Origin of the sequence: Sphingomonas sp. LHG3406-1 (genome assembly GCF_029637485.1) — a bacterium.
GTDB lineage: Bacteria > Pseudomonadota > Alphaproteobacteria > Sphingomonadales > Sphingomonadaceae > Sphingomicrobium.
The window spans coordinates 366685-378857 of record NZ_CP069128.1 but is presented as its reverse complement, the minus strand read 5'-3'; the positions used below and the strand labels follow the sequence as shown (position 1 = coordinate 378857).

The window sequence follows — 12173 nt, the reverse complement described above, 5'->3', positions numbered from 1 at the left end:
AGAATAGCCGACGAAGGTTCATGCGGAGCATGACGCCGGCTTTGAGCAGGCGCCGGCTTTTGCGCCCTTCCCGAAGGCGCGCCAAGTCCAAGGACACCTGCAAGCAGACGTTCGTGGCTTCGTTCATCGGGGGGTGAGGCCGAAGTCTTGAGTTCAAGACGAGGCTCTGGACTACAGTCTCGTGTGAGTTAATCCGTCAACGCTCTGCAGCTTGCACTAGGCCGCAGATACCCACCCCAGGGCTCAGCAAAAGGCGGGCTCGAATGGCTGCCCCTGGCTAGAAGGAGAACGCCAGTTCACAGGCGAGTGGATTGTAGATTGGGCATGCGTTTAGCGGGTCCTTGCGTCTGAGCAGAAGCACAAGTCGGCATTCAGTCCTGCGCTGCCGATCCCGACGACGGGCGTACGTCTATGTGGGCTATTATCTCTGATTTCCGAAGACGGACCATCCGTTTCGTTTTACCAATTCGTGATTCCAGTCGTTCAGCTCTGCCCGGCCTGCAGGAGGCTTTGATTATCGTTCTTAACCTATTGCCGACGCTAACACCCTGGCTTTGAAGGAAGTATCGGTGCATTGACAGCCAGCCGTTCTGACGGAGGCAGCGAAGGTAAGCATGCTGGCATTGATGATCGTCGCAGCGGCTTCTCAGCCGCCCGCCCAGGCTCAAGCCGCTCCCCACTTCTGCGAGACGTATCTGGGGAAGAAGCCGGTTTACGCTGATTTCGCGGCCATTGTCGCCAAGCTTGCGAGTGTCACGCGAGGTAAGTTTGAGAAAACAAGTGAATTCGAGCTCCGCCTAGGCGCGGTTCGTCGGACCCTGCCAGCCAAAGCAATCTTCCGAGTGGATCGGGTACGCTTTCCTATCTCGTACGATGCCGACACCGAGAAGCTAAGCTATGACATGGCAGCGTACGGCCTTGCCGAGTCTTACAACTGGATGTCTGCTAGGCTGGCCTATGGCGACCAAGGCGGAAGCATTCCGCAGTCAGCCGTGGACGGTATGTCCTTCAATATTAGAACATTCACGGCGAAATCAGGCTCCTATCTCGGGAGCAATGCTTTTGGCGCAACACGACGAGTGCAGAAGCGCGAGCTAACCTCTTGGTTGCTTCACGACCCCTCTCTTGAAGAGGAAGGAAATGCAACTTTCAGCGGAAGTTTTACTCCGAGCGATGCCAAGAAGCTCTCTAGAGCTCCCGCGGCATTGATTGTTGACCTTCAGAAAGCGTTGGCATTCTCCACCCTTGCCACGACCCAGATCCCAACAGATGCCAACCTATTGGACGAGAAAACACGATTTCAAGTTTTGATCGGTACCGTGGAATGCGCTTTTTTGCTCGATGAGAGTGGCGCGATAAACGACTGGTGGGATTTAGAAGAGGTTAGGAAGAAGTAAGGTCAAGGTTTTACCGTCACACCCGCAGCTACGCCTGGAGGAGAACACACAGGTAATGATCGCCACCGTGCCCAAAGTGATCGTTGATTGGTCAGGCGTGCATGAACCTACGGACGGTCCCGACCCATTGGCTCAACATCTAAACGCAGGACGCGACGAGGGACCCTTGCTCGTCATCCCAGCCCTGAGCTCGAGGCGGCGACGTGTAGAAGGCAAGATCTTCGCGGATCTGATCGCGTATGAGAAGCACCTCCTCAGGTATGAAGAGGATGTGAGGATTGATCGAAGCGGCACGCTCTCCGCCCCTCGCTGGACTGGGCTCGTCAGGCGCAACCGTGCCGATAGCGAGGCACGCGCGTTATCCGCAATCTACGGCCTCAAAACGCTGCTTGCACCGCCGGTGCAGACTGTATTCCACCCACCCAGGGCGCGACTCCGGTCGACACAGGACTACCAGGTTATGCCGGGCCCTTATCGAGCCGATCGCGACATCTTGATCGAAAACATCGGCGATGGCTTTGAGGACATGAGAAGAGCATTTCCTGGACTCACAAGAGAAATGATGTGCTCGCCTGATGGGCTAGTTACTCCGCTTCGCGATGATGACGAGTAGGAAGAAGCAGACAATGACGACGTATGGAGCGAGGAAGAGCCGCTCAGCTTCTACGATCGTGCAGCTGAACTTCACCTCAACTGGGATGGACTATAACTCCGCGTTTCTCCACCGGCTTGTACGACCGAGTGTTCGCACTCGACGACTTCGATGAGTTAAGTCTTCGAGCTGCGCCTTCGATGTGGGAGCTAATTGTTCCTGCACTGCAAGAAGATGAGGACTCGCTTCGTGCGACACCGCAACGACGGTGCTCTGCGAGGCTGAGCTCCCGCTTTGTAGCCGAGAACCTTTTCGAACCCGATTCTGCGGTGGTGGCTCACTCCAAGCGCGAGGGGCACCCCATTCAGGAAAGTGGCCAGAACAAACGCGCTTGGTCCCTACTCGCTTGATGCGGTCGGCGCGGGCGAGCATCACAAGCCTATCTTGAGAATGGCGCTCTGGCGATGGATCACTTCGCGCTTGCAACCCAGCCAAGCCTCACATTCAAGTCGCTTAGTTCGCGCGAGGGGCTCAGGCGATCAGGCTCGATCGCGCCGAACCCAAGCGCTTCGACAAAGGCGGCAAAGTCCGCGAAGCCAGTTCGCTCAGGGCAGAAGCTTTGAACCAGCATCAGCGCTTGAGATGTGCGGTAGCGTCTAGCCTCAAGCATCGCCGCGACGGTGCGATGCAGTAGCTGATAGCGGAGGCGAAGGGCCGCAGCTCGATCTAGATCGAGCTGCGCGCACAATCGCTGTAGTCGCTGCTCTTTGCCCGAGGCGCCGTCGAGCCATTCTTCAACGATGGGTCCGAAGCTCTCGATGACCTTGGCCTCCACTCCCATTACCGACAAACCAGAGTCCGTAGCGAGGATTGCCAGCAGGTCTGTTTGTGACGGGGTCCCGCGGCCATCCTGAAGATCGGTGCATCGTTCCAGAAAGGCATCGATGAGCGTAGCCCCTCGATATTCGTCTGCCTTGTCGAGCACCGCTCGGACATCGGCCGGAACGTCGTTGGCCGCAAACCAGGCATCAGCGAGTGACTTGGCTGAGCGGCCTTCTTTCCAATGGGTGGGTTTACCGAGATGCGGTATCACATCCTCCGGCTGGCGCATCGCAAGGTTTAGGCGACCGATCCGGCTCATGGTGCGGGCGCATCCATCCGATCAGCGTCGGTGTAATCGCCAACGACCCAGATGAACGATTGGACGTCGATGCGATCACGTGGCTCCAGCTCTTGGATCTCTCGCTCCGTCCACTGCGCCAGCTCGAGCAGGGCCACATAAACATCAAAGTTCAGAGTAGATTCGTACGCACGAGCGAAATGATGTCCGACGCGTAGAGCGAAATCATTCGTCGCTTCGGGTTTCAGGAACATCTGCGTCTCTGGGGCCCAGAAATAAGGAAGATAGGTGACTAGGGGCCAGGAGCTCCGGCCATGCGGCAGGATCGCCTTCTCCATTGCGTCCAGGCATTCCTGACTGGGCTCGAGCGCGAAGCTCGCTGCTGCGCGCACAAAGGCAGGCCCTTCGTTAGAAGCAAGTACCTCGCTTAGGCGGGCGGCCTCGAAGCGGGACAGCAGATTGGTCGCGAGCCCCTTGCGACACGCCAGAGCGATCTCGGAAGTCGCGTCGAGTGCTTCTTCCAGAGGCGCCACAGCGAGCAAGGCGGCACGGGCCTTGTCCTTATAGTCCCGCTCCTGCGCCTGGTAGGTGGCATCGGAAAAGCCGCCCGGGAAGAAGCTGCAAAACCTCGCCTTTGCCCCTTCAATTCCGTAATAATCCGGGTGGAGTTTGCCCGCTTGATTGCGGAGGCTGGCCTTCAAGACGCCGAGGTCGGAATGTTGGATCGTGTCGGTTCTTTTGCCCTCTCGCCACAAGGTACCGACGTAACCTTCGGCTGCTTGCGCAATGACCAGTTTCGCGTCCCCGATATCTTCTTCAAATACGCGCTTCATGGTACCCCCCGGAGCAGCCGACTTCATGTTTATTCCAGGATCTGGAAGACCTGGCCACTGCTAGCGTCGCCGTCATATCGAACTGAAATTAGTCAGACGTGCGGATCACGCTTAACCCGAGCTTGAAAAGACTGGCTACCCAATACTCTCCCTCGCTCTGTTACCTGGTGTCAGTCACCACGCCTCGTTTGCGAACGAGTCCACAACTCCTCCTCTTCAGCGGTGGGTAGTTCCAGCGACTTAAGCTCACTGACTATCGGCTCGAGCCCCGGAACGGCGCCAAGGTCGCGTAGCAATTCGGCGATCGAGTAGGTGGAAGCATCGACGGCGACCCCGTCAAAGCGGATGAGGGGAATTCCCCGGTACCGGCTCAGGGGAAAATCAAAGGACGTGCAGCGACGTTCCTGACCCTTGCTAATCAAACGGTGTGTCGCAGAACTGACTTCAATCGTGGGACATAACCATCCGAACCACAGCCGTCGCAAAGCTTGTTCCTGGTCTCTGTCCTCCAGAGCCATGAGCACAAGCGACTTCAATTGTGAGACGGGCAGTGCATGCTCCTTCTCCGTTCTCGAATGCGGCTCAGCCGTAGCTTCACGGAAAAATCGGATCGCACCGCTCCGGTCCCAAGGCAGATGATGTTGAAAGCGGAGCAGATCAGCGACGGTGTTACGCCGTTGCCGGCGCAAAGCCCTCGCAAAGCGCGGACGATCTGCTTCCAGGTTCTCGTAGGTTGAAAGGTCTGAAGCGAGCTTTCTTGGCATATATTCTCGCGCCCATTCGGTCGCGGTGATCCCGTGCCAACCTCTGATTAGCCACTCGCTCCATTCCGGCGGGAGGCGTTCTACCTGAGCTGTCATCTAGAGCTCGTGCCCGCGCGTTCGCGAATGAAGCTATCAAGCGGAAACCGTGCTCGAAATTCCGCCGCTCTTACCGGGACGGAGAAGGTCACCTCCACACAGAGTTCGAAAATGTCATGGGAGGTCTCGATGTCGACCATGCGCCAGCCGTCGCAGCCGCCGTTGTCGCGTATCCATTGCTCAACTTCCGGCTTCAGCGCGTAGCCGGTTGGCGGCGTGCCCGGCACTTCTCCCGGGTCTTCGAAATAGTACGCGTCGAAGTAGCGCAGATCGATTATGACGTTCGTGGACATCCGGGCTCCATGTCGACCTTGTAGATAACGGTTGCTCGCACAGCTTTGCGATTTGGCAAGCAGAAAGGCCACGAAGGCATCCTCCCGGCCCAGCGCTGCAACCCTCGCACGACCGCTTTTGTCGTGCCGAACCGCAACATAAGTGAGCGTGCAAGCGCACCGTCAGGAGGCCTTCGCTTGAGAGGCCAGGCACTCTAGAATCCTCTGAGGTTCCTGGTGCCTCAGCTAAGCCTCCTCGGCTCGAAGAAACTTATCGATGATCTTCTCAACGGTGGCCGGATAGAGGTATCGCCTATTCGCCAGGGGCGGCGACCGGGGCGACCAGCAAGAACTGGCTCGCACGGAGGGGACAGAGTGCGGGCGGCTGAGAAGTCGGTCCGGTGTAGGGGGCGTACGATGAAGCTGGTATTTGGCATGGCTTGCGACAGTTCATGCTACCCAGATTTCCAAGGCGGAATCGAAGGGGTGTTTGGCGCGGCGGTCGTGGGCCCTCTCGGGCTGCTCAGCGCTGTAGAAGTTCAGCTTGGCCTTACCCGCCCCCCGGCGTCACAGGCGGCACGCGTGGCCTGCTATGCCGCAAAGCTGAGGGCTGCTCTCGAGGCTCAGCCAGACCTTTTCTTTGCTCAATCGGTCACCATTGATCCTTGGGCAACGGCAGCAACTCTGCTTCAGTGGCGGGATGAGCTCGTAGCGGGCGGCTGGACAATTGCCGCTGCGGGACCGCAACGCCCTGGTGCGCTGGCGTTAGTTGAGCGTTCTGGTGCCAAACTGCCCGACGGCGTTGCAGATCGGCTGCAAAATGTCTGCCGTGCCCTCGAAGCTGGACCTTCCCTTTCCATTCAAGTGCTTCACCTTATTGAGGCGCTTGAAATCCTTCCTCCTCACTGGCGCACTTTGATCGAGAAGCTCTGCCGGTGCGGTGTCGCGGTGATGGAACCTCAGGCTGAGGGTCAAGTCGCCGCTGGCGACCTCGGGTTGCTTCAGCACTTCATGGCTGCGGGGACCACCGGTCAGCTGCAAGGTGACGGAAGCTTCGTGCATGTGAAGTCAGACACGGCCCTCAGCGGTGCCGAGGCAATTGCCGAGTGGCTTTCTCATGGGACCGAGGAAGAACTCCAGGGCACCGTTGTCATCAGCGAAGATGGCGACACAGCCCTACTTGATCTTGCACTCGAGGCTCGCGGGCTGCCGGCCCTGGGCCAATCAGTTGCTTCTCCGTGGCGAGGAGCGCTTCAAGTGCTGCCGCTCTCGTTTGCAGCTGCCTGGGCTCCTTTCAACGCCAAAGCCCTGCTCGATTTGCTTATGCTTCCTCGCCCCCCCATTCCGCGCAAACAAGCTCGCAAGTTGGCTTATGCGCTAAGCCGCGAGCCCGGAACTGGTGGGGCTAGGTGGGCAAACGCCTGGGCAGAGATTGAAGCCGACTTGGATGCGCGAGTTGCCGGCGGAGAGTTGACCCGGACTGACGCCAACCGGAGGCTAGCAAGCTGGCGCGAATGGACGAGCGGAAGCAACTACGCTCGCACCGAGGGCATGCCTGCGAGCAGAGCAAGGGCCATTGCTACTCGAGTCGGTCAATGGGCCCTTCAACTCGACGCTGGAAAGGATGATCCACTCCTTCTGTCCGTTGCCCGGGCGGCCCGTGGGCTTGCTGAAGCAATCGACATGCTCGGCCTAGAAACCCTGCCTGCCCTTCTCCTTGAACGAATGCTCGACCAGGTGCTCGCAGACGGAGCGAAGAACCCAGCGCACATTCCCAAGGCCGGCGGCCTGCGTTGCGTGCGAAGTCCTGCTGCCATCTGGAGTGAAGCACCTCGGGTCATCTGGTGGGACTTCAAGGGGCCGGGTGAGAAGGCTCCTCCCTCACCATGGACGAATGCGGAAGTCAGCGCCCTTGCTGCGGACGGGTGCCACCTAGAGGAACCGGCTACTTTCGCTCGCCGGACTGCGTTGGCCCATGCGAACGCAGTGCGGCGCGCGGGCGAACGGCTTCTGGTGGTCACGCCTGCGCTTTGCGGTGGCGAACACACTACCAGCCATCCCCTCGCCCATCAGCTCGAGCCAATGGTGGCGCCAGTTCGGGATCGCGTGACCTGGAGGGCGGAGCATCTTTTCGAGGCAGAGAGCCTCCTGCTCGCCGGCCGAGACCTTCGTCGCGAGCGCCTCTCCCCCACTACTCCTCCCCAGGAGCGCGCAGCGTGGCGCCTGCCTGAAGCCGCCCGCGCCAGACTTGCGGCCCGGGTCGAAAGCGCCACGAGTTTCGAGCGCCTGTTGGACTGCCAGATGCGCTGGATGTTGCTGGAGGTCTTTAGGCTGTCCCGCAGCCGGGTAGCGGAGATCCCTGGACCGGACCAACTGCTCGGAAACCTCGCGCACGAAATCGCAAACAGCGTGCTGCGGCCGGGGGCGCCGGGCGATCCCACAGCCATCCTCGCCGAAGCTCAGGCCGAGTTCGAGAGAGTGCTTGGAGCAATCGCAACGCCTCTCCAGCAGCCAGAATATGCGGGAGAGCTTGCAGCCGCCCGTTCACGAGTGCCGCAGGCACTCTCAAAGCTAGCAGGAATGCTTGGGGAGATGGGGGTCGAGATCGTTGGGACTGAGCTCGAGCGATCTCGAGATTTCGGCCAAGGATTATCCGTTGGCGGCAGGCTCGACCTTGTGGTTCGCCATCCTGTTCACGGGCTTGGCGTCATCGATCTAAAATGGAGCAGGAGCGCGAACCGGCGCCGCACAGAAATCGCAGAAGGTCGCGCGGTGCAGCTGGCGACGTATGGAGCCATCGCGGACCATGTCGGAAGCGGGCGCGCGCAAGGTGCCTACTACCTTCTCAATCAACGGCGCTTGCTCGGCTTTGTGGGCAGCTTTCTCGCTGACGAAGCAGTTGAAAGCGAGCAAAGCCTCGAGGACACCTGGACGGCGATGGTGACCACTTGGCGCTCGTGGCGTGACCTCGCGCAACGGGGCGATCTTGTGGCTACGGGCGCGAAGGCTGCGGAAGTTCATTTCCCGGCTGACTTGCCCCTCACCCCTGGCAAAGAGCCATGCCAGTACTGCGAGCTCACTGGCCTATGCCGTGTTGCGGCGGAGGCGATCTAGATGGGCGGCTCAAACATCAGGACCGTGGTGGCGTCCGCCGGTACGGGGAAAACCTATCGGATCGTCAGCGACATCGCGCAAGAGGTCGAAAACCGTCCTCCTGAGGGTATCGTGGCGACCACGTTTACGGTCAAAGCTGCGGACGAACTTATCGAGCGTGCCCGCGCCAAACTTTTCGAAACAGGCAAGGCCGACAAGGCCGCTAGGCTGCTCGGCGCGCGCTTCGGGACTTTGAACGCCATCTGCGGGCAGATTGTCGCCGAGCATGCCATTGCGCTTGGACGTTCTCCACGGGTCGAGGTGATCCCCGAGGATAGCAGCAAGCAGATCTTCGCTGTTGCTGCTGACGCTGCAATCGAACGACACGCACCGGTGCTGAATGAGCTTGCGGAGGCAATGGGCTTCTTCGAGCCAAAGCAAGCACACGAGCGCGACAGCTCCGACTGGCGTGTCATCGTTCAGCGCATCATCGAGCTTGCTCGCTCGAATGGGATCGGTGCGGATGGGCTGCGCCGGTCTAGCGAGAAGTCGATTGCGTCCTTTCTCGAGGTGCTCCCCCAGCCCGCGCCGGACGGAGATCGCCTGGATCAGGATCTTGCGGCGGCCGTTTCCGCGGCAGCCGCGGCCATTCCCGCCGACTTCAGTGCGACCGCAAAGCCGGCTGTGAAGCTGCTTCGCCAGATCGACGCCGCCAATCGCCGAGGAGAACGACTGTGCTGGCCAGATTGGGCAAGGTTGTCCAAGCTGAAGTGCGCGAAGAAAGATGGACCGGCATTCGTCGCCGCCCTCGAGGACGTCTGCCGAGCGGCAAGTCGCCATCCCGAGCATCCGAGGCTGAGGGAGGGCTGTAAGCGTTTCATCACGGAGCTTTTCTCATGTGCGGCCCAGGCGCTTTCAGCATTTCAGGCATACAAGGCCGAGCGCGGTCTGCTAGACTTTACGGACCAGGAGGCGCTCGCGCTCGAGGCACTCAAGAACCCCGTCACAGCGGCTCGCCTAAGTGAGCGTATCGGGCGCCTATTCGTCGATGAGTTCCAGGACTCCAGCCCGCTGCAGATCGCCATCTTCACCGCGCTGGCTCCGCTGGTGGACGCAAGCACATGGGTCGGTGACCCCAAGCAGGCCATCTACGGCTTCCGGAACGCGGACAGCTTGTTGACCCAAGCCGCCTTCGCAGGAGTGGCGGCGCAGACTTCCAAACCGCAGGATGTGTTGTCTCGTTCCTATAGGAGCCGAGAGGGCATCATCGATTTCGTCAATGCAGCCTTCGCACCGGCACTTGACGCGATGGGCCTCGCTCCCGAGGAGCACGCTTTCTCGGGCACTGCTCGTCAAGAAGATGGCTTCACCTCCGATCCGCTCTCGGTTTGGTGGCTCGAGGGCTCGCTTGAGAAACAATATGCAGCACTGGCGGAAGCCGTCCGGGATGCAGTGAGCGCTGTCTCCCAGTGGAACGTTGGCACGAAGTCCAAGGACGTTAGGCCAATGCGGCCGGGCGACGTGGCCATCCTTTGTCGTACCAAGGATGACATCACCAAAGTTGCTGGAGCCCTAAGCAGTGTCGGGGTCCGGGTAGCGGTTGAGCGAGAAGGTCTTACGCGAACACCACACGTCGAGTTGGTCATTGCGGCATACCGCTGGGTTACGGACCCCACCGATACCCTTGCTCTGGCTGAGCTTGCTCGCTTTCTGGCGGACGATCCCGAGTCTGAAGCTTGGCTTGAGGCGCTCGGCGGCGAGGATCAGCGGGCTGCTTTGCGAGCAGTCGTTCCGATCACGCCGCACCTCGAACAGTTGCGTGAGCAGGTGCTGGGTTTGACGCCCGGAGAGCTTGTAGACGCTATTGCACTGCTGCCCGATGTAATCCGCCGTATCGAGTCTTGGGGCGACGTCGCCGCTCGCCTAGACGATCTAGAAGCATTGCGTGGCTTTGCTCGATCGTACGAGGCAAACTGCTCTAATGCCGGCGTGCCCGCCACATCATCGGGTTTGCTGCTCGCACTCTCGGCTCAGAAGCCAAAGCGTCCGCCAAGCCTGCGTGAAGATGCCGTGAAAGTCATGACCTATCACGGGGCAAAAGGCTTGGAGTGGCCGTGCGTGATCCTCACCGGTCTCGCAAAGCAACCGCGAGCTCGCCTGTTTGCGCCAGTGGCGCAAGCCGATGGCGAGATTGATTGGAAGAACCCACTCGAGGGTCGATGGATTCGCTTCTGGCCGTGGCCCTATGGCAGCCAGGGCAAGGACGTCTATCTCGACACAAGTGCGGCAAACTCGCCCATTGGCCAGCAAGCCTTAACCCGGGCGCGAGATGAGGAAGTCCGTCTACTTTACGTGGGAGTCACTCGGGCTCGAGACCACCTCGTTTTCGCCCCAGCTGTCAAAACTCCGCCTAACTGGATCTCAGTTCTGGACAGCAACGGCGTGACTCATGTGGATCTGCCGCAAGGCTGCGAAGGATCAATCACGGCGGGAAAGCAGAAGTTTACGGCTGCCATCGCTGTACTTTCGGCCGCCGAAACCGCAGTGGCGCGCACGATCTCTCCCGCATTCGTTCGCGGCAACCGGGAGACTCTTGAGCGCCCTCCCCTGCATCGGCGTCCGAGCGGTGCCGCAAGCGGCCTGTCATATCAGGTCGTGGAACGCATTCAGCTTGGTGGACGCCTGCCTCTCGTAGGAGAGGCTGACATGCGCCTGTTGGGCGAAGCGGTGCATGCCATTATTGCTTCTGACGATTTGCTTGCGTCACACGCTGACAGGTTGAGCCTGGCCCAGCGTGTCCTGGCGAACTGGGGAGTGCATCAAATTGCGGCCCCCGATGTGCTTGCCGCACATGACCGGCTTGCCGCTGAGCTTCGCAATCGGTGGCCGACCGGCCGTGTGCACCGGGAGACGCCGGTCTCAGCGCACATTGGAGATCAGCTCGTGAACGGCCGAATTGACCTGCTTGTGGAGCACGATGTCGGCTTTGCGATCATCGATCACAAATCTTTCCCGGGTTCACGGGATCAATGGGACACGCGAGCAGCTGGATATGGTCCTCAGCTTGGGCTCTACGCGGAGGCGCTTGAGAAAGCCTGGCCAGGATCTCACAGCGAGCTTTACGTTCACATGCCCCTTGTTGGGGCGCTACTCCGTGTGAAGCCAACGGAGTTTCCGAGCTGATGCGCTTTCGCGTAGTTGACCTCGAGACCACCGGCATGGAGCCGCCGGCGGAGGTCCTAGAGTTCGGATTTAGCGATGTCTGCTGGGACGATCACGGCCTTTCGATAACGCCACCTACGGCGTGGCTCTACCGACCCCTAAATGGCATTCCGCCGGAAACGATGGCGGTACACCACCTCACTGAAGCAGACTTCGGTGCGGATTGTTTTCCGTGCACAGCAGAACACCTGCGCGCCGCAATCTCTTTCGGCGCTCCACCTGATGTGCTCGTCGCTCACAACTGTTTGTTCGAGCGTAAGTTTTTGTCGACCGAGGTTACCGGATCGATTCCATGGATCTGCACCTACAAGGTTGCTCTTCACGTATGGCCGGACGCTCCCAAGCATAGCAACCAAGTGCTCCGCTACTGGCGCGGCTTCTCCTTAGACAAGTCGCTGGCGATGCCGCCGCATAGGGCAGGTCCAGACGCGTGGGTGACAGCCCACCTTCTGCAGGATCTGTTGCAGCTCGCCACAGTCCAGCAGATGATTGAGTGGACGGAGCAGCCGCGAAGGATCGCCAGCGTCCCATTTGGAAAGCATCGGGGTGCGCGGTGGCAGGACGTGCCCACAGACTATCTGACCTGGATGTTGAACCAGGATATGGACGCCGACCTTCTGTGGCACGCAAAGCAGGAGGTTGCTCGGCGTACCACGCGGTGAGCCTTCGCGAAGCTGGTTTTCTAGAAAGAAGGCGGGGATGCCCGGCTCCAGAAAGAGCTCGCACTTTTAAGTATCGGGCCTTTCTCCGGACGAACTAAGCTCACCCATGATAAACGAGGCTG

9 protein-coding genes are annotated in these 12173 nt (G+C 59.8%); 5 read left to right on the top strand and 4 right to left on the bottom strand.

The features are described from left to right. Nucleotides 1-614: 614 nt before the first annotated feature. A complete protein-coding gene (locus JOY29_RS01865) occupies nucleotides 615-1397 on the top strand; it encodes a hypothetical protein (RefSeq protein WP_300974508.1) in 783 nt (260 codons plus the stop codon). A 55-nt stretch (nucleotides 1398-1452) separates the two neighbouring features. Then, nucleotides 1453-2010, top strand: coding sequence for a hypothetical protein (locus tag JOY29_RS01860; protein WP_300974507.1), 558 nt, complete (start codon nucleotides 1453-1455; stop codon nucleotides 2008-2010). 448 nt (nucleotides 2011-2458) lie between these two features. On the opposite strand, the gene JOY29_RS01855 is transcribed toward JOY29_RS01860, so the two are convergent. The 4 genes from JOY29_RS01855 to JOY29_RS01840 all read right to left on the bottom strand — a co-directional run bounded on the left by JOY29_RS01855 (nucleotide 2459) and on the right by JOY29_RS01840 (nucleotide 5167). Then, nucleotides 2459-3130 (bottom strand): hypothetical protein, encoded by a 672-nt coding sequence (locus JOY29_RS01855; protein WP_300974506.1) that lies wholly within the window; start codon nucleotides 3128-3130, stop codon nucleotides 2459-2461. Next, entirely contained in the window at nucleotides 3127-3942 is an 816-nt protein-coding gene (locus tag JOY29_RS01850; protein WP_300974505.1) for a hypothetical protein, read from the bottom strand. The genes JOY29_RS01855 and JOY29_RS01850 overlap by 4 nt, the downstream gene beginning before the upstream one ends. Before the next feature lie 170 nt (nucleotides 3943-4112). Next, nucleotides 4113-4802, bottom strand: a complete 690-nt coding sequence (locus tag JOY29_RS01845) for a hypothetical protein (RefSeq protein ID WP_300974504.1) — start codon at nucleotides 4800-4802, stop codon at nucleotides 4113-4115. Further along, nucleotides 4799-5167: a hypothetical protein gene (locus JOY29_RS01840; protein WP_300974503.1), complete on the bottom strand. Its 369-nt coding sequence runs from the start codon at nucleotides 5165-5167 to the stop codon at nucleotides 4799-4801. The genes JOY29_RS01845 and JOY29_RS01840 overlap by 4 nt, the downstream gene beginning before the upstream one ends. 324 nt (nucleotides 5168-5491) lie before the next feature. Between JOY29_RS01840 and JOY29_RS01835 the strand changes: the two genes are divergently transcribed. Genes JOY29_RS01835 through JOY29_RS01825 form a run of 3 tightly spaced genes read left to right on the top strand, consistent with a single transcriptional unit; the run spans nucleotide 5492 to nucleotide 12051 of the window. Beyond that, nucleotides 5492-8188 carry a PD-(D/E)XK nuclease family protein gene (locus tag JOY29_RS01835; RefSeq protein WP_300974502.1) on the top strand — a complete coding sequence of 899 codons (2697 nt, stop codon included), beginning with the start codon at nucleotides 5492-5494 and terminating at the stop codon, nucleotides 8186-8188. Beyond that, a complete protein-coding gene (locus JOY29_RS01830) occupies nucleotides 8189-11350 on the top strand; it encodes an exodeoxyribonuclease V subunit beta (protein ID WP_300974501.1) in 3162 nt (1053 codons plus the stop codon). It abuts the gene before it with no gap. After that, complete coding sequence (locus tag JOY29_RS01825; protein WP_300974500.1) at nucleotides 11350-12051, top strand: DUF3820 family protein; 702 nt, start codon at nucleotides 11350-11352, stop codon at nucleotides 12049-12051. The genes JOY29_RS01830 and JOY29_RS01825 overlap by 1 nt, the downstream gene beginning before the upstream one ends. Nucleotides 12052-12173 lie beyond the last annotated feature (122 nt).